Here is a 20,821-nt window from a genome sequence, read left to right as displayed (position 1 = left end):
AGTGTTATTAAATCGATCAAAATGTTATCTTATGAGAAAGCTATTTGTATCTATAATGATGTCGTTGGATGGGTTTATTGAGGGGCCAAACCAGGAACTGGACGATTTCACCGATGATGAAGAACTGTTCAGTTATTTCCATGATGTATTAGATTCAATAGATCTGATGATCTACGGCCGTAAATCGTATGAACTGATGCTGTCCTATTGGCCAAAGGACAAAAGCTCCTTTGCGGATAAGATGAATAATAAACCCAAGCTGGTTTTTTCCCGCACACTGGAAAAAGCAACATGGAATAATACAACGTTAGTAAAAGACGATGTAGAAGGAACGATCAAAAAATTGAAAGCACAACCAGGGAAAGATCTTGTGCTTTTTGCGGGTGCGGAGATGGTATCCACGCTCAGAAAGCTAAATCTTATTGACGAATACCGGATCATTGTTTATCCTTTGGTGCTGGGTAGCGGAACGCCATTATTTAAAGACCTTAAGACAACACTCCAACTTGAACATGTGAATACAAGGGTCTTCACAGGAGGCCAGGTACTGCTTTCCTATAAGCCACGTTAATTAAAAGATCTTCTCTTATAACCAGGAGAAAGGGAGCCCGATTAATTGCACTGGATTTGGGCAAGGCACTGTTTATAAGAACTTTTCAACGCAAAGATTGCGTCTGGATGCGCTTGTTTGATAAGTGACATATGCATTTTTTGTGGCTTATGTTCTACAAGACCATATAGAATATTTTTGAGCAAAACAGACCTTGTAGCTTGATTTACATGAAATTACATATTCTACTGTTGTTTGGGAGAAGGGTTGTATGCTTTAAAATCCTGCAAACGCACCAAAATACGTATCTTTACCTCCGATTACAGCTATGTGAATGTTTATTTCGCCAGATATTTAATTCCCTTCGCTTACGATCAATAGTCCTCGTTTGTAATTCACCAGAAGAGAAAAAGAATCATTCAGCGCATTATTTTGTTTAAAAAACAATCAAACACATATGAATAACGAAATTGGGAGATATCAGCAATTGTGGAAAAAATACGTACCTGCTATCAAGATCCTGTTGAAAAAATCTTTGAATGAGGAGCAGCGTTTATCTCTTTCTAAAAGGGAATTCGAAGTTGCTGCCAACAAGGTAAAGTATAACTACCAGTTCACGTTAGAGATCGAAAAAGGGAAAGTGCAGAATGATATCAGGGATTCCGCTGTTGCCATAGATCTGATGCAGTTGTTAAATGAGAATGGTGATGTGCAACGCTGGTTGGTCGATAAAAGCGTGAAGATGAACATGAGCAAAGGTTTTGAGTTGAGCCTGAATGCTTCCATCCTGGAGCCAGTGGCTGCAGATCCCGAATAATCAATAAGATACTTTTAATATTATAGGCCGCCCTCTTTGAGGTGCGGCCTTTTTTATGCGATTTATTTTATATTCGCGTTGAACTTCTGTATCTGACTGAGCATCTAATCGAGACCGTATTTAATTACCAAAATTAAAACGGTATCGTATGTCTAAGAAACAACCAAAGTACAACATCAGCAAAAGCGCAGCTAATTTAAGTATTGATTCTTTCGGACCTATGTACAATTGGATGTTTGAATTGTTCGAAAGAATTCAACCCTCGCGGAAGGGGCTAAAAAAGATGATCATTCAGGACACAAGAATAGAGTTTTTCAGGAAAGGAGAGATTATCCAGGAGAATAATAAAATCAACCGCCAATGCTATTTTGTCTTTAAAGGATTAGTAATGGCATCTTATATTAAGGATAATGGAGAAGAAGTGACTTCCTGGTTTATGAGAGAAAATGATGTAGTTATTTCTGTTAGAAGTTTTTTTACTCAACAACCAAGTCGGGAAGTTATAATCGCTTTGGAAGACACCATTTGTATTTCATTGTCCTATGAATTCTTACAGAAGATTTATGGTGTTTTTACAGAATTCAACTTTGTAGGAAGGGTGCTTACTGAAAAGTATTACATCCAGATGGAAGAGAGGGCTTACTCACTCAGGATGGACAATGCGACTCAACGGTATAATAAATTGTTGACTAATCATCCGGATATCTTACAAAGGGTGCCATTGAAATACATTGCATCTTATTTAGGGATCACTCCTCAGTCTCTGAGCAGGATCAGACGTAAGAAATAATTTTTTACCAAATGGTAAGCCGCTGGATAAATTTCGTACTTAGCTTCGTAAGAGAAAATTATCCTAGTAATAAAAACACCACGGTAATGAAAGACCTCAGCAGAAAGCTGTTCTGTTTAAGAGCACTACACGGCTACACGCAGGCTTATGTAGCAAAACAAATAGGTGTCTCCACCACCATCTATGTAGGTATCGAAAAGGATGCTTCCACCATACCTGTTAAACGGTTGGGAAGCATTGCAGCATTGTATAATCTTACATTGGAGAACTTATTTGCTTTTAATGAAAAAGACCTGATCGATCTTCTCAAAGGCAAAATTCCTGCTATTTTACAGGAAGAGTTTTTACCACAATTGGTGGCGAAACTGGATGCAATAAATAAACTATTGTGTCAGCTTGTGCAGCATGCACTTTCCCAATTGGGGAACAAGGGGCCCAAAGCCTGATTAATGTTTCAATCCGGCTTTCCGCGCAATGGAATAATATAAGGGAGGAATAAATTTACGCAGCCACCAAAGCAGTTTTTCATTGCGGGCAATGATCACATGTCTTTTCTTTCTTTCTATTGCTGTCAGTATCCTGGCAGCACATACCTGAACGGGTATACCGTTCTGTTGTCCCTTATCCATTTGATTGTGTAAACTACCGGTGCCGGTGAGCGCATGGAGGGATATGGGTGTGTTCACCCGGCCCGGGCTAACAATGGTAATATGTAAACCGGGAATGGTATGTTCTACCTGTAAGGTTTCAAAGTAACCATGCAACGCATGTTTGGCAGCAGAATAGGCAGTACGTAATGGAAATCCCATTAACCCGGCCATACTGCTGACCACAATCACGTGGCCGGATTGCCTTTCCCGGAAATGGGGCAAGAGATGTTTCGTAAGGGATATCGGGGCGAAGAAATTTATTTCCATCAGCTTCCTGTCTACTTCCAGCGTAGTGTCTATTGCCAGGGAACGTTGTGTAACACCGGCGTTGTTGATGAGGATATCAATATGGCCATAGGCACGAAGGGCTGCTGATGTTAGTGACGCTAAAGGATCTTTGACAAGGTCTGCCGGCAGCAGGATGCAATGGGGAGTATAGGACAGGCATTGCTGCTGAACAGCCTGTAAGGCGGTTTCATTCCTGGCGCTTAAGATCAGGCGGGCCTTTTCTTTCGCCAGCTGGAGAGCCAGTTCAGCACCCAATCCTGAAGAGGCGCCTGTTATCCAGATCACTTTATCTGCAAAATGCTTCATGCACATAAAGATAAGGAGCCGGCCGATACACCAGCCAACTCCTTTTTATTTTTGGGTAACAAAGATCTGTCTTAACTGATCGATCAACACTCCATTCCCACTTACACTGATACTATTGATCTTTTCAGCAATCTTCTCCACATATTCCATCTCCTTCAATTTGAACAACATAGGATTATCTTCCATCAATTTGGCAGTGTTCAGCAAGCTACGGGTACTTGCAGTTTCCTCCCTTCTCATGATGATATTGGCCTGCGCTTTCTTTTCTGCTACCAACACCTGGTTCATGATATCCTTCATCTCACCTGGTAAGATGATATCCCTGATACCGATGGCTAATACTTCTACTCCCAATTCTGCTACGTCTACATTCAAACTGATGTTGTCTTTCTTTTCCAACAATTCATCGAAGCTGAATGCGGCCACATATTCCCTTAAAGCCAACTGAACGGTGATGTACAATTGACGTTCATATTCCTTGTTCTGCAACAAAGCTTTGATGATATCAGTTACCTTGTACTGCACCCAGGCATTGATCCTTAATCCGGCTTTATCCTTCGTTAGGATCTCCTGCCCGTTGATCTCCAGCTGTAACTGACGGGTATCTGTTTTAGCAATATGAACAGCAATGTTGTTCTTCCACCATAAATAAGTTCCGCCACTTAATGTTTGGGTATACTTACCATCCACAAACAATAAAGCCTGCTCGTAACTTTCCACAGTATAAGTTCGTACATATGGCATTACATGTTTACTCAACAAAGTAGATCTATCCAAAGCTTCGGTGATCTCGATCTTACTGATATCTGCATGAACGAATTGGTATTCGATCAGGCTTTTCCAGTATGCATAACGACCAGGCGTTAATACTTTCTTCAACAGACCGTTCTCGTATTGCAAAGCAATCTCATTGTCCTTAACCTCTACTACATGCAAGGCTGCTGCTAATGCGGCGTCCTGTAAGTAGATGTTTAATTCCTCTGACGGATGGAAGGCTTCAAATTTATTGGCATAGATCACTTCTTCGGAGAAGCCGATCCAGTAAGTTCCTTCCGTCAACATTCTTTTGTACACACCACGCTTGAAAACCAAGCCGGTCTGGTATGCATTGATGATAACTCTTTTCATTTCATATAGGTTTTAAAGTTTAAAAAGTCAGCCATGCTTTCCATTCAATTCACACGGAAGCGGATTTCAATGATGTTGTGCCTGTTAGTTGTGCAACTCTTAATAACAAGTAATAAGCGCGCGTATCATATTTACATCCGTTTGCAGAGCGTTCACCGAATTTTGCGGCAAGCGTTGCTGACTTTTCCAGAGGCCATTTTATAGAGTGGCCGGCTCCCTTAGATCCTCCTAAAAAGAGGGGCAGTTTTCAAGACTGCATTTGTTACTCTACCCGTTGAGTTACGAAGTCTATACTCCGATGGGATTCGAACCCACAACCCACAAATTATGGTGGTTACAAGAGCATTACCACAACAGCATACAGCCAGCAACCTGCCGCTGCACTGTGGGGCTATACAGAAACCCTCACCTGGTTTGTGCATAATGTTTGTAACTATCTTTCACTAATGCTGCCATCAGCGTTGGTGGACAAGACAGGACTCGAACCTGTACTGGCGGTGCTTCAGACCACTGCTCTACCATTGGAGCTACTTGTCCTTAGCGGATAAAGAAAGATTCGAACTTTCAACCAGCGGCTTAACAAGCCGGTGCTCTGCCGTTGAGCTATTTATCCATTGTTGGCCCGGTGAGATTTGAACTCACAACACCCGGTTTAAAAGACCGGTACTCTAACCACTTGAGTTACGAACCAATATATCAGGGTGTTTGCGGGGATCGAACCCTTATCTTCCGATCCACAATCGGACGTTCTGCCATTGAACTACAAACACCATATGCAGATACCGGACTCAGATTCGAACTGAGAACATCACAGTCAAAGTGTGATATGTTAGCCATTACACCATCCAGTAGTTTGTAGCGACTGACAGGTTCGAACTGTCGATCCCTACGATATGAGCATAGCGCTCTGCCAACTGAGCTAAGTCGCTGTGGTGACTGACAGATTCGAACCGCCGGCCGCTACGATATCAGCGTAGTGCTCTACCAACTGAGCTAAGTCACCATACAATAAAAAACCCGGTCGTTTGCGCGACCGGGTTTTATTTCTCCTGCTACATAAAATCATTTATGTAAAGACATAAAAAGGTCGCATTGATCTTTGATCAATCATATGTTTGAGCGGTATATTCCTAAATCGTTGTGGCATCATCCTGAAAATTAAAAACCCCGCAATTGCTTGCAGGGCCTTAGTTATATCGAATTTGTTTTTTCAACTTATTCTGTGGCATAACATGCACCGCAAACTTTATAGCCCCTCATAGTGCTATCTGTTTGAATCTGATTTGAATGTTTGATAAACCGTTGCATGTGTTTAATTATTTTTAACGATGCAAAGATGAAACTAATTTTCAGCAATTAAAAACTTTAATGACGAAACGCATTGATCATTATTTGAATCACACAAATATTCATTTCAACACGTAAAAAGGATATTTAAAACAACACATCACTGCTTCGGATCATTATTAAAATATCTTGATCCCCAAAAACCGCATGGAGCAAAATGTAATTTTAATCACTGGCGCTAACAGGGGATTAGGCCTGGAAACAGCCCGTCAATTGGCAGCATTGGGGCATATTATTTTTCTTGGGGTAAGAAGTGAAGAGAAAGGAATAGACGCCATTCAGAAAATAGAAAGCCTGCATCCCCTGATCCCCGTGATCATTGATCTGGAAGATGAAGATACTTTCAGCAACGCAGTAGATGTTATCACCACTACTTACGGAAGACTGGATGTATTAATTAATAATGCGGGTGTTATGCTGGAAGAGGATATTATGAAAGACTCCACAGATAATGTGACGAGTAACATACTGAAACGTTCTTTCGAGACGAATTTCTTTGGTACAGTGGCACTTACTAACCTTTTGTTGCCGCTGCTCATGAAGAGCAAAGCACCCCGGATCGTGAATGTTTCCACTAATATGGGATCCCTGTCTTTGCGTTCAAATGGAGAACCACTCCTGAAAACCTTTGCTTATAATACTACTAAAACAGCGCTCAACTCTTACACCATCCATCTTGCCAATGCTTATGCAGGCACTTTGCTGAAAGTAAATTCTGCTTTCCCGGGTTGGGTGAAAACGGATATGGGTACGGAATGGGCTCCCATGGAAGTATCAGAAGGAGCAGAAACCCTGGTTTGGCTGGCCACTTTGCCCGAAGAAGGCCCCAATGGCGGCTTTTTTCACAAAAAACAGGCTATTTCCTGGTAATTTTGACATCTTCCTGACACTTAAGCCCTTAAACAACAGTATCAAATAATAGATAATTTGTATCTTTGTAAACTGCAATAACATATCAGAAAAACCTATTTTTTTAACTAGTAAAAGCAATGTAGCGGATGAAAATGAGATTTAGCAAAAAAAGATACATACTACCCTTCCTGTGCCTTACTTCACTTTTGAGCCTGAAGGTTTCTTCCATAGGTAAAAAGAATACCGGCGTTGTAAAACATACTGTTGCAAAAACAGGTGTGTCTGCCAATGCTATGTTGTATGATCAACTGGCACTGGGCGCTTTAGGGCTTTCCCAACAGGCCTATGAATATGCACTGGCTGGATACGAGCGCCTGCTGGAAGAAGGTAAACTGAAGAACGATGAGATCTTATCTATTGTAGACTTTAGTCTCCCCTCTTCTAAAAAACGTCTCTTCGTAATAGACCTGGCCTCTGGTAAGCTGTTATTTAATTCACTGGTTTCTCACGGACGTAATTCCGGAAAGGACATGGCCACCAATTTCTCCAACTCACAGGAAAGCTTTCAGAGCAGTCTTGGATTCTATGTGACCGGTAGCACTTACAGAGGTAAACATGGGTATTCCTTAAAACTGGAAGGTGAGGAAGAAGGCATTAATTCCAATGCTATGTCAAGAGGCATTGTGATGCATGCTGCCAGTTATGTGGATGAAAAGCTGGCCCGCCTGCAAGGTTACATTGGCCGCAGCCTTGGCTGCCCTGCTGTGCCCGTGAAGCTGCATAAAAAGATCATCAGCAAAATACAGAACGGCAGTTGCCTGTTTATGTACAGTCCTGATCAGAATTATATCAGTGCTTCCAAAATGCTGCAACACGCGGCGTAACGGTTCATTTTAATCAGTTTGTCTATCTTACATAGACAAACTGGCTACGATGAAACGCTGCATTTTCCTACTTCTTTTATTTTTCACCACTGCTGTACAGGCAGAATATATCCGGATCAATCAACTCGGGTATCTTCCTGCGGGTATTAAAGTGGCTGTGTGGGGAAGCCTCACAGATGCAACGCTGCAATCATTTGAACTGCTGGATTCTGCTTCAGGCAAAGTAGTATTCAAGGCCGCCGCCGGAAAAGCATTCGGGAGTTACGGCCCCTTCAAGCAATCTTACCGGCTGGACTTCTCTTCTTTTAAAACACCGGGCACTTACCAGTTGAGGACCGGCAATACTTCCTCTCCTTATTTTCGTATAGCCCGAAACGTGTACCAGGGTTCTGCCGATTTCTGCCTGCGTTATTTGCGCCAGCAGCGTTGCGGCTTCAATCCTTTCCTCAAAGATTCCTGTCATACTTTTGATGGATATACCCTCTACGGCCCCATGCCGGACAGTACCTATATCAATACAATAGGCGGCTGGCACGATGCCAGTGATTATCTGCAATATTCCACCACCTCCGCAAATACTGCTTATCATTTACTGGCGGCCTACCGGGATTTCCCGAAAGTATTTGGTGACCGGCACGATGCTAATGGCCTGCCGGGAAAGAACAGTACAGCAGATGTATTGGACGAAGCACGCTGGGGATTGGATTGGTTACTGAGAATGCATCCGCAGGACGACTGGCTTTTTAACCAGATCGCAGATGACAGGGACCATAAGGGTATGCGTATTCCCGGACTGGATCCTTTCTATGGAAGAGGTTTTGAAAGGCCGGTTTATTTTTGCTCAGGGGAACCACAGGTGCAGGGTGTGAAATATAATAAGATGAACAAAAGTACCGGCGTAGCTTCTACGGCAGGAAAATTCTCGAGTGCTTTCTCCCTCGCGTATTCCCTCTTTCAGAAAAATGACCCCGTTTATGCCAGCCGGTTATTAAAACGTGCCAATACTGCTTATAGTTTAGGTGTAAAAAAGCCCGGAGTACAACAGACCGCATCTGTACTATCCCCTTATATCTACGCAGAAGATAACTGGACGGATGATATGGAACTGGCAGCGGCACAACTTTTTGCTGTTACAAAAAAGCAGGCCTTCTTAAAAGAAGGGCAGATATATGCAGCAAAGGAAACGATCACTCCCTGGCTGGGAAAAGACACGGCCAGCCATTATCAGTGGTATCCCTTCATTAATATCGGGCACTATGAATTAGCGAAACATTCCAAAGGAGCTGCCAAACAACAGCTTATTCAATATTACAAAACAGGTGTGGAAAGGGTTTGGGAGAAAGCGAAAGAAAATGCTTTTTACCGGGGTGTGCCTTTCATCTGGTGCAGTAATAATCTCACCACTTCATTTGCCATCCAGTGTTACTGGTATCAGCAACTTAGCGGAGATGCTTCTTTTGCTGCACTGGCGCAGGCGAATTTTGACTGGCTGTTTGGTTGCAATCCCTGGGGAACCAGTATGGTATATGGTTTACCGGCTAACGGCGATACTCCTGTAGATCCGCATTCTGCTTTCACCCATCTGAAGAATTACCCGATCGATGGAGGATTAGTGGATGGGCCGGTATATGGTACTATTTATAATAGTCTTATCGGCATCCGCTTAGCAGACCCGGATGAGTATGCGGCTTTTCAAAGCAGCCTGGTGGTATACCATGATGATTATGGAGACTACAGCACGAATGAACCTACCATGGATGGTACGGCTTCATTGATCTACCTGCTGGCGTTAAAAGAAAATGAAGGCAATTAAGAGCGGGGTCCTTTGTAAACCACTGCGCAGCAGCCGTAATGCTTTACGCATATGCTGCTCTACGGTGTTCACGGAGATACCGGAACGTTCCGCGATCTCTTTGTTGCTGAGTTCTTCGGAGCGGCTTAATAAAAATACCTGGCGGCATTTTTCCGGTAATTGCTGAATGGCATCGGATACCTGGAGTGTTAGTTCCTTATGGGAAAGATAGGATTCCACATCATTGCTGATGGCAGGAGGCCGGGTTTCCTGGTATACTTCGTATTTATGATGGATGAACTGGCGATGCAGATAGTTCAGCACGCGGTTGCGCAATGCGGTGAAAATATAAGCCTTAAAAGAGGTGTGAATATCCAGGCGGTCTTTCCTTTCCAGTAACTCCAGGAAAACCTCCTGCACAAATTCGCGGGCAGTTTCTTTGTTACCGGTCTTTTCATATGCTTTCTTTAATAACATCACGGCATAACGTTGGTATAAGGCGTCAAATGCAGCCTGATCGCCCTTTTTCCATGAGGAGAGCAACTCTACGTCCGTATGGTGTGTATGCTGTGGAATAGACCCTGTAATTTTGCGTAAGTTAAATGTAAGGAAATTTAAGCGCTAATTTTCCAAGGAAAATGGGATTTCATCAAAGAATAATATTTTTTTCAGGGGAGTAACGGTTTGTTTTTTATTGTTTGTCCTTATATAATGACGGAGGTCTCAATTCCCACTTATGAGCTTGTTAGACGTTAAAGAACTATTAGAAAAATACAAATCCGGCACCTGTACGCCAGAGGAATTACAAGCTTTGGAAAGCTGGTATGAAACCTGGCAGCATCCGGAAGCGGAATCGCTGCAATGGCGGTCGGATGAGGAATTGGCACAGGAATTACTGCAGGATTTTACAGATTACCGCCGCAGAAAGGAAACCCTTTTCCGCAGCGGCTCCCGTCATATCTGGCTGCGTGTGGCGGCTGTTCTGATCCCTATTGTGGGGATCGGCGTTTTATTATGGTTCACCCGTCCTTCTGCAAAAGAGCAGGGTGGCGCCAGCCAGCTGCTGGCCGTTTCTCCGGATGCGCCGGAAAGCAAACGTTTCATCCTGCTGCCGGATAGCAGTACTGTTGTATTGCGTGAAGGCAGCAGCCTCATATATCCTGCTTCATTTAAAGGTAACAGCAGGGAAGTAACACTTAAAGGAGAGGGCTATTTTGATATCCGGCACCAGCCGGGTAAACCTTTTGTGATCCATTCCGGAAGATTACTGACCACTGTACTGGGAACAGCCTTTAATATCAAAGCCTATCCGGACCAGTCCTCTGTTACAGTTACTGTTACACGGGGTAAAGTGAAAATAGAAGATGAACAGAGCCGTGAATTGCTCGGCATACTTTTACCGGATCAGCAAATTGTATATGAGAACAAAGTAGCGGCTACTAAAGTGGTAAAAGCAGAAGAAACCGTTGCATGGCTGAAAAAAGGCATGGACTTTAATTCTATACCATTCGAGGATATCGCTAAACAGATAGGCGAACAATACCAGGTGCCCATACGATTTGCTAACCCTGCTCTCCGCCATTGCAGGATCCGCGCCACTTTTGAAGGGACAGAATCACTTGATAAAGTCTTATACATTTTATGTACCGTTGGAAACGCTTCTTATATCGTGGAAGAAAACGAAGTGGTTATTGACGGGAAGGGATGTACTGACAAATAGAGACTATTGCTAACGTTAATTTTACCAAAATCTTTTTCCATGAGCTGGATCACGCGTCCGCCCACCTAACTTTTTTTGACAAAAAAAATTCCCCTCCGTACTGTGGAAGGTCCGGGAGGGGATTCGCTTAGAACATTAAACAGCCCTCAGGCTATTCTTCATCATTCTAAACAATTGCAAAATATGCAAAAATCAGCGGTTTTTGCTACAGGGCGGCTTGTGTCCGCGCTGTCTCTAGCAGTTTATTCCTCGCAAATGCGTTTTTTTATGAGATTAAGCCTCTCCACCATCATTTGCATGCTGGTTAGCTTTCAGCTTCTTTGGGCAGTTTCCGGCAAAGGCCAGGCGCTCGAGGAGAAGAAGATCACCATGGAGGTTACCGATGCCACCCTGGAAAAAGCGTTAACGCAGGTCGAAAAGCTTTCCGGCTTTCGCATTGCATTTGCCTCTGAACTAGTGGAACGTTCAGGGCGTGTATCCCTCCAATATGCTACCCGGAGTGTAGGCGCCACACTCAGCGCTTTGCTGAAACCTGCCGGCCTGGGGTATAAATTAACAGACAACACGATCATGATCGTAGCCCGCCATGAACAACCGGCTGAGCTGAATCCTTCCATGGTTGCGGATTCTGTTGTTACCATCAAAGGAAAGGTGATGGACGAATCCGGCGTACCCATGCCGGGCGTTTCCGTAAGGATCCAGAACACCACAAAAGGAGTGTACACGGATGTAGACGGGGCTTTTACCCTTACTGCCAATCGTGGACAGGTGGTGATCTTTAGTTCCATCGGAGCTGTTCAGCAGGAAGTGGTAGTAGGAAAAGCTACTGTGCTCAATGTAATCCTAAAAGGAGATAACCGTAAACTGGATGATGTGGTGATTGTAGGGTATGGTACCCAAAAGAAAGCTAACTTAACCGGTGCCGTAACTTCTGTTGATATTAATAAAACACTGAACTCCAGGCCCATCTCTGATATCGGCCGTGGATTACAGGGAACGGTACCCGGTTTAACGATCACTTCTGCAAGTGGAGATCTTGGTAGGAATCCTGCTATCCGTTTAAGAGGTATGACGGGTTCTCTCAATACCGGTGCTGCCGGTGCGCAACCTTTGATCCTGGTGGACAACGTAGAGATACCCAGCCTGCAAATGATCAACCCGCAGGATATTGAATCCATTTCAGTATTGAAAGATGCGGCATCCACTTCCATTTATGGTACACGTGCTGCCTGGGGCGTGATCCTCATTACCACTAAATCCGGTAAAAAAGGTGCGCCCACTACGGTGAACTATTCCAATAACTTCTCTTGGAGCAAGCCAACCACCATGCCTAAAATAGCCGGTGCTGTGGAAGGTGCGGAAGCCATGTTTGCCGCTTACCTCCGCCAGGAACCCAACAAAGCTTTCTTCGGCACACTGGGTATGGGCTTTGACAGAGAGGGGATCGAAAAAATGAAGAAATGGCAACAGGATTATGGTGGTAAAGAACTGGGAGATTCGATGGTGCTGAACCGGGACTTTGAGATCCGCAATGGCCTGCTTTATTTTTACCGTCCATGGGATGTGGGTAAACGTTATATGAAAGACTGGACCATGATGCAAAAACATGACCTCTCTTTTAACGGCGGCGGAGAAAAAACAAATTACCACTTAAGCTTAGGATACCTCAACCAAAGTGGTGTATTGAAATTCAAAACAGATAAGTTCCAAAGATATAACGCTACACTTTCTGTAAACTCTGCGGTGAAAGACTGGCTGGATGTAAGAGGAAAGATCATGACAAGCCAGTCTATCTTTGAACAGCCGATGTCTTATTCCGGTGCACAATTAGGCCCCTGGTATTATCTCTATCGCTGGCCTGTTATTTATCCATATGGCACCTACCAGGGAAAACCTTTCCGCAGTGCTGTAACGGAAACTCAGCAGGCGAATATGGATGAAACCAAATCAACTTTCAACAGGGTACAGATTGGCGGTACACTTAAACCGTTAAAGGACCTTACCATTGATGTTGATTATACCTATTCTTCTACTAATAACCACTTCCGTACTGCCGGAGCACCCACTGCAGGGATCAATTTCTGGGCTAACCCCACACAATTGAATTACTTTACCAATTACCAGGATGCGGTATGGGACCGCGTAAGGTATGTTTCCTCCTGGAGCGAATGGAATACCGGCCGCGCTTTTGCTACTTACAAGAAAGATATTGGCCACCATCACCTGAAAGGAATTGTAGGGATGGATGTGGATCTGTTTCGCAGCTGGTCACAAACTTCGGAAAGAAGAACACTGATCGATCCGAACCTTGGTGAGATATCCCTGGCAACCGGTGATCAGTTTGCTGGTGGAGACAGGGGGCATTGGGCTACCAATGGTTATTTCGCCCGTATTAACTATGATTATAAGAACAAGTTCCTGTTTGAGATCAATGGACGTTATGACGGGTCTTCAAAATTCCCGGTGAATGACCGCTATGGATTTTTCCCTTCAGCATCTGCCGGATATGTGATCACAGAAGAAAATTTCATGGAGTTTGCAAAACCGGTACTGTCCTTCTTCAAACTCAGGGCTTCCTATGGATCATTGGGTAACCAGAATGTAGGTAACTACCGGTTCATTTCTACAATGGATCCCAGCGCCTCAGGCTGGCTGATAGGAAGTACAAACCAGATCACTGTTTCCACACCGGGATTGGTGTCCAGCTCCCTCACATGGGAAACAGTTACGAGTGCAGACCTTGGTTTGGATGCCCGCTTCTTTAATAATGCACTGGGTATAACTTTCGACTGGTATAACAGGACCACCAGTAAAATGATCGGTGCAGGTGTTACTTTACCGAGTTCATTTGGTGGTGCTTCACCCGTTCGGAACTTTGGTGAAATGCAAACCAAAGGCTGGGAACTGGCTATTGATTATAGCCACACACTGGAAAATGGCCTGCGCTTTAACGTACTCGCCACATTATCCGACTTCCAGGAAAAGATCACCCGTTTTGCCAGTGCATCCAAACTCCTGGCTAATAACTACGAGGGAAAAACCATTGGTGAAATATGGGGTTATCAAACAGACCGCCTGTTCCAGGAAAGTGACTTTACCAAACAAAACGGTGTATGGGTACCCAATGCAGGTATCGCTGATCAGACAGTGCTGGCTGGTACTGCACCTTGGTTCTACTTCCAACCGGGAGACGTAAGATATGTAGATCGTAACGGCGATAAAAAAATAACACCTGGTGCTTCTTCCCTGGATGATTACGGAGATATGATGGTGATCGGTAACTCCACTCCCCGTTACCAATATGGTATACGTTTAGGAGCAGATTGGAAAGGAATTGACTTTAGCATATTTATACAAGGTGTGGGCAAAAGAGAGCTCTGGCCTTCCGGTCCATTATTCATTCCAGGCTTTGGAACAGACTCCTGGTATGATCACCACCTGGATTACTGGACGCCTACTAACACAGATGCATATTATCCGCAACCTACTTTTACTGCTGGTTCTAATGCTACCCGTAACTTCCAGCGCCAAAGCCGTTATTTGCTGAACATGGCATATACCCGTTTGAAGAACCTTTCACTGGGTTATACACTGCCTGTAAATATTAGTAACAGAGCCCGTATAAAAACAGCGCGCATTTATGTGAGTGGTGAAAACCTGTTCACATGGGATAAATTACAGATCCCGCTGGATCCGGAAATTGATTACACACCGGAACAAACAGATGCCACAGCATTCGGACGGACGTATCCTTTCCGTAAAGAAATTTCATTCGGGCTTCAACTTACTTTCTAAAAACACAAATCTGGATCTTTATGAAATCGAAAATATATATCCTGGTATTGTTGGCATGGCTCGGCACCGGTTGTAGCAAGGAATTCCTGGACCGTGGCCCATTGGATCAGGAGAGTGACAATATTTACTGGTCTAACGAAAAGAACGTGCGCACTTTTGCGTATGGTTTTTATACCACTTATTTTGGTGGGTATGGTACCGGCTTTGCTTTTGGTGATTATTTCTACCAGGGGCAATCACTGAATGATGATTTTGGGCCTACCAGTCCTCCGCAGTTCGTTAAGATCATCCCTGCCAGTGGTGGTGGATGGTCCTTTACGAATGTTCGTAAAGCGAATATCATGCTGAACCGTGTACAGAACATGAGCAGCCTGGATGAGCCCACTAAAAAACACTGGATGGGCATTGCCCGCTTTTTCCGTGGTATGGCCTATTACCGCTTAGTAAAAGCTTTCGGCGATGTGCCCTGGTACGGCTATGCCATGGATGTTTCCGAAGAAGCTCAGTTATATAAACCTCGTGACCCGCGCACTTTGGTGATGGACAGCGTATTGCTCGACTTCAAATATGCTTCCGAAAATGTGCGTGCTGCAGATGGAGAGAAAGGATTAAATGTTACCAAATGGGTGGTGGAAGCTTTTATGTCCAGAGTATTCCTGTTTGAAGGTACCTGGCAAAAGTATCACCTCAACAATCCGGCAAAAGCACAGGAATACCTACTGGCAGCAAAAGCGGCTGCCGATGATGTGATCACTAACGGAGGGTATGTTTTCAACCAAACCTACCGGGAGTCTTTCAATAACCTGGACCTTTCCAAGAATACAGAGATCATCATGTACCGCCGTTATGCAACAGGTTTACTGACGCATTCGCTGAACAGTTATGTTAATGGAGAAGGACAGACGGGGCCTAACAAAAACCTGATGGAAGCATACCTGTGCACAGATGGAAGACCTATAGGCACTTCTGCTGTTTACCAGGGAGATAAAACCAATGAGAAGGTGAGAACTAACAGGGACCCACGTTTGCTGGATACCTTCAACCCTGAATTACGTCCGCCGGGTTCCAACAACCGGTATAATAAACTGGGAACATCAACTACGGGTTATTGCACCTGGAAATTCCTGAACGATGCTATCCGCGATCTGCCGGAAGGATCTTCCAGCGTAAATCCTACACATGCTCCCGTGATCCGTTTGGGAGAAATATTGATCAACTATGCGGAAGCAGCTGCAGAAACAGGCGCTATTACACAGGCGGACCTGGATAAATCTATCAATAAACTTCGCCTGCGCCCTTCCGGTACAGCAGCCAAACTGCCTAAACTGGAAGTATCCGGTGGCCAGCCTGCCATTGCCGGTGTAGTATATACAGATCCCAAAAGAGATCCCACGGTATCTGAAATGCTCTGGGAGATCCGCAGGGAACGCCGCGTGGAATTAACCATGGAAGGCATGCGCCTGGATGATCTGAGAAGATGGAAGAAACTGGCGTATGTAGATACCAGGGCTAATCCTGATCTGAACAGGGGCTGCTGGATCAATCGCGCAGAGTGGGCAAAAGTTCCCACCGGCAGCTGGTTATCCAATGTTACACTGGAAGGCGGCGGACAGGAAGGATATATTATCCCTGCTCCCAACCCGCTTACGGACCGTTTATTTGTAGAAGGGTCTGCAGATAGCAGGTGGTACCTCGATCCACTGCCACTGGACCAGATAAAGTTATATAAAGATAAAGGAGTGGACTTGCTGCAAAATCCGGGCTGGGTGCAGTAACTTCCCTTAAAAATATAACGTATGCTGACAGTGTTGACCAACGGTACTTTTTTTACCGGGAAGGAAATCATCAAAGACAAAGCACTATTACTGGAGGATGGAACTATTAAAGGTTGGATTGATCCAGTCAGCATATCAACGGAAGCCCGCGTCATCAACCATGAAGGCCACTACATTGTACCAGGCCTGCTAGATCTGCAGATATACGGAGGAGGAGGTCATCTGTTTTCAGATGATCCCTCCTTTGCTGCTTTAACTGCTATGGCAACAGGTTTGGTGAGGACTGGTACCACCGGATTTCTCATTACCCTGGCTACCAACAGTATCGCATTATTTGAAAAAGCGATAGATGTAGTGCGGGATAATCCGCATCCTGCTGTATTAGGTCTCCACCTGGAGGGGCCCTATATCAATCCTCTAAAGAAAGGTGCGCATATTGAACAATACATCAAAAGGCCGGAACGCAAAGAAGTAGAAGCTTTACTGAAAAGAGCCAAAGGGGTTATAAAGATGATCACACTGGCACCGGAAAGATGTGATCCGGAGATCATCCAATTGTTATTAGATAACGGGGTGATCATTTCTGCAGGGCATAGTAATGCCACTTATGCAGAAGGAACGGCAGGTTACAGGAACGGTATTCAAACTACCACGCATCTTTTTAATGCCATGAGTCCTTTTCATCACAGGGACACAGGTTTGCCAGGTGCGGCTTACCAGGCGGATACAGCTTATGCCAGTATTATTCCGGATGGTATCCATGTTTCTTATCCTGCTTTATCTATTAGTAAAAAGGTGATGGGAGATCGTTTATTCCTGATCACAGATGCTGTGGAAGCCAGTACAGGTGCATATCCTCACGTGCGTCAGAAAGATCGGTTCACGCTGCCGGATGGTACTTTATCCGGTTCTGCTATTACCCTCTTACAAGGTATTCATAACTGTGTAAAGTACGCAGGCATTCCGTTAGATGAAGCGGTACGGATGGCTTCTACTTACCCGGCCCGGCTTTTTGGCGTACCGCAGCGGGGAGAGATCACCATCGGGCAAAAAGCTGATCTCACGATATTCAATGAAGCGTTTGAACCACAGCATGTTTATATTAACGGGGTGGTTTATGCCTAAATTGGTAGCGGAGGTGTATCTGAAAAGATGTCTGATCAGGCAGTTTAGGATGCGGTGCCCTGTAAGATGAGTCTAATCTTTGCTTGTTTAACTGCATATAATAAATGGCGCCTATTTGCAGGCGGGGGTTTATTGCATAGTCAAGTCCCAGATGCAACCGAACATTTCCTGTGCCGGTTGTTTGTTTTCTGTTAAAGAGAACGGGTTGAAGTTCTATGGAGCTGGGAGCGCCGATAATGTTTACTCTAAAAGAGGTGTCCTTACCTAATGCATTCAGTACATACCTGTATTCGACGCCTGCAGCTATTTCCCATTTGGAGAAAACATAAGCTACCTGCACACCAGCTTTTCCATATGTTAGACCATTTAAAATGAAATGGGTGAACACACTGTCTTTTTTGTTAAACCCCATCTGATTTGACGGATCTCCTGGATATCCACCGAGCCCTGATGATGCTCCGGTATAGGCCTCATGATCGTAGACCCTGTTGAATCCTGTGAGATGTTCTGCGCCGATGTAAGGTCGTATGCGCCATTCCTTTCTCCATTGGAAGGTATATTCTATACTGGCTGATGCGCCATATGCATCTGCTATTGGAAGGATGGCGGCTATTTTTAAACTATACGGAGCGTGTTCTCTTCGTTCCCGATTGGGACGTGGTGTTTTTGGAACCGGTTTGTTTTGTACTCCGGAGTCCTTTACAGGTACGAATAACTGCCTGGTGGTTAATGGATGTATGGCTTCCGGTGTTTGCTTACTGCCGGCCCCTGCATATAGGAGGCGTTTTTGTTCCGTGCCGGAAGGGGATTTTTCTAATGGATCTGTGTTCCAGTAAACGGCACCGGTAGATGGTCTGTGATTATTAGTTTGTCTTCTGTTGGCGGAGGAAGAGGATGTTTTTGATGCCGACTTGGGCTTGTTGCCTTTAGTAACATCTGCGGTTTTATGTTTGGAAGTTGGTTGAAATGACAGCGATTCTTTTTTGAAGTGAGAAGCGGAAGAAGTTGTTTCTGAATATAATGGATGTTTCTTTTCTGCAGAAAAAGAAATGGCATCTGATGACTGACCTTTTGCAAATGGGGAAAGGGTATGTTCTTTTAAAAATGGGGAAACATCTTGTTCTTTCTCTGACGAGAAAACATCAAGCTCTTTTACAAATAGCGGAACATAATGTTCCTTCCCAGATAGCGCTGTATCCCTGTCTGATGAATATTGTTCTTTTATAAAGAAAGATCCTTTTTCATTTAAGGAAATAATATGCTCCTCTTTTGCAAACAGAGGCGTATGTTGTTTTTCCCCGGTAACAACCACATAGGTAAAACACCCCAGGAGTATCAGTGCTTCTATAATGATCATCCACCAGCGGGAAACAAACGAACCTGGCGGAGGAGGTAATATTTCTCCCCCATCCAGCATATTGCTCAATTGCCCCCATGCCTGCTGTTTCAGTTGATCCGAAGAAACTTCCGGATCTTGTGCTGCAGCCTGCCGCAACCAGTCTTCTATATTTTGATTGCGTTTGCTCATTCGGTGAATTGAATGTTTAAAAGGTTTTTCAATATTCTTTTTCCCTCCGAAACATGCCATTTGGAAGTGCCGGTACTAATGCCCAGCATTTCCGAAATTTCTTTGTGTGCGTAACCCTCGACAATAAACAAGTTGATCACCAGCCTGGTAGCAGGCGGCAAATGCTGTAATACCTGCAACAGATCTTTGTAGGCCATTGGATCTTTTGTATGTAGCTCCGGCAGATTGTCCGCTATTTCAGCTTTCCGGATGTTTAGTTCTGCTTCATGATCCCGGTAATAGTCTGCAATAGCATGTGTGATGATCCTGCGCAACCATCCTTCAAAACTTCCGCTGCCTTTATATTGATCAATTTTTTTAAAAGCACGCAGAAAACCATTATTTAAAATACTGATAGCCGCATCCTGATCGCTAAAGGAGCGATGGATAACAGCTAACATCTGATCAAAGAAAAGTGCATATAATTTTTCCTGGCACAGGCGGTCTCCCCTTTTACAACCTTCAATAAGCGTTGTAAGGGCCGTGGGTTGATCTGCCTGATCATCCGGTTTAAAGCTATTTCTTCTTCTCTGATCCAAAAGTCTTAACATATACAGACGCCTGGCTGGAGGAGAAAGGTTGGGTAAAGACAAAAATATTTTACTTTCTTGTTACAAGATAATTATAGTCATTCAGCAGGGTTTCCAGGAAAGTAGCGGGTTCCATATCCGTTTCAATATGCAGTACCTGTTTGATCTTTTCAGACATCCGGGTTGCCATGGCCCAGTCGTTATTGCGCATGGAGCTATCCAGCACGCTTTTGATCTTGCTGAGGTCTTTGTCAGACAGGCGCAGGATCTGAGAAAACTGGGGCACATAATCCACCTGGTCAATTTCCCGGAAAATGGTATCCTGTATGGTATGGCGCTGGCGGGTACGGACCATGATGGTGCCTGCGGCAATATCTCCCAGCCGCTGATTGTATTCTGAACGGAAAACAATAATTACAGGGATAATGGCAATTGCCAGGGAGATAAGGATGCTAAATGCAGAAGATTCTTCCGCCATAGTGAGAATGATGGCCAGGGTGAATATGGGAGATTCCACCAGCCGGAACATCCAGCGCAAAAGGATCTGGCTCAGGGAGGGGGTATTTCCTATCAGGCTTACCACTTTGATGTCCATGGCCCGTTTGCCCAGGCTTTGCCCTTTCATGAGGATCTCCGAGATCAGGTAATACAGGGAAACAGGGATGATCATGAATATGAATATCAGCACATCCTCTGTATTTGAGTTGCTCACATTCCTGCTAATAAGCATTCCTACCAGTACCATATAGGCTATCCGGATCAGCAGGTCAATCAAATAAGCTACCAACCGCCGGCCAAGATCAGCTCCCTCGAACTCAAGGTCAATGTTAAATGCGGTGGGTATTTTGATAATAGGCATAAACAAATTTAAAATTTATTATATTTCCACTTAAGTATTTTTATCT

The 20,821-nt window shown here is 44.3% G+C and carries 17 protein-coding genes and 6 tRNA genes; 11 read left to right on the top strand and 12 right to left on the bottom strand.

Features of this window, described 5'->3' with window-relative positions; translation table 11 throughout:
- Positions 1-31 precede the first annotated feature (31 nt).
- The 4 genes from AAHN97_RS24000 (at position 32) to AAHN97_RS23985 (ending at position 2,603) form a co-directional block, all read left to right on the top strand.
- Complete coding sequence (locus AAHN97_RS24000) at positions 32-571, top strand: dihydrofolate reductase family protein (RefSeq protein WP_343304637.1); 540 nt, start codon at positions 32-34, stop codon at positions 569-571.
- Between the two features lie 436 nt (positions 572-1,007).
- Positions 1,008-1,367: a hypothetical protein gene (locus AAHN97_RS23995; protein WP_074241772.1), complete on the top strand. Its 360-nt coding sequence runs from the start codon at positions 1,008-1,010 to the stop codon at positions 1,365-1,367.
- A gap of 148 nt (positions 1,368-1,515) precedes the next feature.
- Positions 1,516-2,157, top strand: a complete 642-nt coding sequence (locus AAHN97_RS23990; protein ID WP_343304636.1) for a Crp/Fnr family transcriptional regulator — start codon at positions 1,516-1,518, stop codon at positions 2,155-2,157.
- 86 nt (positions 2,158-2,243) lie between these two features.
- Entirely contained in the window at positions 2,244-2,603 is a 360-nt protein-coding gene (locus tag AAHN97_RS23985; protein WP_343304635.1) for a helix-turn-helix transcriptional regulator, read from the top strand.
- On the opposite strand, the gene AAHN97_RS23980 is transcribed toward AAHN97_RS23985, so the two are convergent.
- The 8 genes from AAHN97_RS23980 to AAHN97_RS23945 all read right to left on the bottom strand — a co-directional run bounded on the left by AAHN97_RS23980 (position 2,604) and on the right by AAHN97_RS23945 (position 5,532).
- Entirely contained in the window at positions 2,604-3,401 is a 798-nt protein-coding gene (locus tag AAHN97_RS23980) for an SDR family oxidoreductase (RefSeq protein WP_343304634.1), read from the bottom strand.
- A gap of 45 nt (positions 3,402-3,446) precedes the next feature.
- Positions 3,447-4,529, bottom strand: a complete 1,083-nt coding sequence (locus AAHN97_RS23975; protein ID WP_343304633.1) for a slipin family protein — start codon at positions 4,527-4,529, stop codon at positions 3,447-3,449.
- A 462-nt stretch (positions 4,530-4,991) separates the two neighbouring features.
- Positions 4,992-5,066 (bottom strand) — tRNA-Phe (locus AAHN97_RS23970).
- A 4-nt stretch (positions 5,067-5,070) separates the two neighbouring features.
- A tRNA-Asn gene (locus AAHN97_RS23965) sits at positions 5,071-5,142 on the bottom strand.
- A 4-nt stretch (positions 5,143-5,146) separates the two neighbouring features.
- Positions 5,147-5,220 (bottom strand) — tRNA-Lys (locus AAHN97_RS23960).
- Positions 5,221-5,228: 8 nt separating this feature from the next.
- Positions 5,229-5,300, bottom strand: a tRNA-His gene (locus AAHN97_RS23955).
- Between the two features lie 85 nt (positions 5,301-5,385).
- Positions 5,386-5,458 (bottom strand) — tRNA-Met (locus AAHN97_RS23950).
- A gap of 1 nt (position 5,459) precedes the next feature.
- Positions 5,460-5,532: transfer RNA gene (locus AAHN97_RS23945), tRNA-Ile, on the bottom strand.
- 491 nt (positions 5,533-6,023) lie between these two features.
- Here AAHN97_RS23945 and AAHN97_RS23940 point away from each other — a divergent pair.
- The 3 genes from AAHN97_RS23940 (at position 6,024) to AAHN97_RS23930 (ending at position 9,425) form a co-directional block, all read left to right on the top strand.
- Positions 6,024-6,746: an SDR family NAD(P)-dependent oxidoreductase gene (locus AAHN97_RS23940; RefSeq protein WP_343304632.1), complete on the top strand. Its 723-nt coding sequence runs from the start codon at positions 6,024-6,026 to the stop codon at positions 6,744-6,746.
- A 128-nt stretch (positions 6,747-6,874) separates the two neighbouring features.
- The gene (locus AAHN97_RS23935) at positions 6,875-7,612 is read left to right on the top strand and encodes a murein L,D-transpeptidase catalytic domain family protein (protein WP_343304631.1); all 738 of its coding nucleotides are present in this window, start codon (positions 6,875-6,877) and stop codon (positions 7,610-7,612) included.
- Positions 7,613-7,661: 49 nt separating this feature from the next.
- Positions 7,662-9,425, top strand: a complete 1,764-nt coding sequence (locus tag AAHN97_RS23930; protein WP_343304630.1) for a glycoside hydrolase family 9 protein — start codon at positions 7,662-7,664, stop codon at positions 9,423-9,425.
- Here AAHN97_RS23930 and AAHN97_RS23925 read toward each other — a convergent pair.
- On the bottom strand, positions 9,402-9,947 hold the full coding sequence (locus AAHN97_RS23925) for an RNA polymerase sigma-70 factor (protein ID WP_074241779.1): 546 nt from the start codon (positions 9,945-9,947) through the stop codon (positions 9,402-9,404). The two genes, AAHN97_RS23930 and AAHN97_RS23925, sit on opposite strands and share 24 nt — an antisense overlap.
- Positions 9,948-10,140: 193 nt before the next feature.
- On the opposite strand from AAHN97_RS23925, the gene AAHN97_RS23920 reads away from it, so the two are divergent.
- The 4 genes from AAHN97_RS23920 (at position 10,141) to nagA (ending at position 17,819) form a co-directional block, all read left to right on the top strand.
- Positions 10,141-11,124 carry a FecR family protein gene (locus AAHN97_RS23920; RefSeq protein ID WP_343304629.1) on the top strand — a complete coding sequence of 328 codons (984 nt, stop codon included), beginning with the start codon at positions 10,141-10,143 and terminating at the stop codon, positions 11,122-11,124.
- Positions 11,125-11,391: 267 nt separating this feature from the next.
- Positions 11,392-14,919, top strand: a complete 3,528-nt coding sequence (locus tag AAHN97_RS23915; protein WP_343304628.1) for a TonB-dependent receptor — start codon at positions 11,392-11,394, stop codon at positions 14,917-14,919.
- 20 nt (positions 14,920-14,939) lie between these two features.
- The gene (locus tag AAHN97_RS23910; RefSeq protein ID WP_343304627.1) at positions 14,940-16,694 is read left to right on the top strand and encodes a RagB/SusD family nutrient uptake outer membrane protein; all 1,755 of its coding nucleotides are present in this window, start codon (positions 14,940-14,942) and stop codon (positions 16,692-16,694) included.
- 21 nt (positions 16,695-16,715) lie between these two features.
- Positions 16,716-17,819, top strand: coding sequence for an N-acetylglucosamine-6-phosphate deacetylase (gene nagA / locus AAHN97_RS23905; RefSeq protein WP_343304626.1), 1,104 nt, complete (start codon positions 16,716-16,718; stop codon positions 17,817-17,819).
- On the opposite strand, the gene AAHN97_RS23900 is transcribed toward nagA, so the two are convergent.
- Genes AAHN97_RS23900 through AAHN97_RS23890 form a run of 3 tightly spaced genes read right to left on the bottom strand, consistent with a single transcriptional unit; the run spans position 17,797 to position 20,775 of the window.
- On the bottom strand, positions 17,797-19,347 hold the full coding sequence (locus tag AAHN97_RS23900) for an autotransporter outer membrane beta-barrel domain-containing protein (protein ID WP_343304625.1): 1,551 nt from the start codon (positions 19,345-19,347) through the stop codon (positions 17,797-17,799). The two genes, nagA and AAHN97_RS23900, sit on opposite strands and share 23 nt — an antisense overlap.
- On the bottom strand, positions 19,344-19,937 hold the full coding sequence (locus AAHN97_RS23895) for an RNA polymerase sigma factor (protein ID WP_343304624.1): 594 nt from the start codon (positions 19,935-19,937) through the stop codon (positions 19,344-19,346). Before AAHN97_RS23895 ends, AAHN97_RS23900 begins: the two co-directional genes overlap by 4 nt.
- Before the next feature lie 49 nt (positions 19,938-19,986).
- Positions 19,987-20,775, bottom strand: coding sequence for an RDD family protein (locus AAHN97_RS23890; protein ID WP_343304623.1), 789 nt, complete (start codon positions 20,773-20,775; stop codon positions 19,987-19,989).
- Positions 20,776-20,821 lie beyond the last annotated feature (46 nt).

It is taken from the genome of Chitinophaga niabensis (assembly GCF_039545795.1).
In the GTDB taxonomy this organism is placed as follows: Bacteria; Bacteroidota; Bacteroidia; order Chitinophagales; family Chitinophagaceae; genus Chitinophaga; species Chitinophaga niabensis_B.
This window is presented reverse-complemented; position numbering and strand designations above follow the sequence as displayed.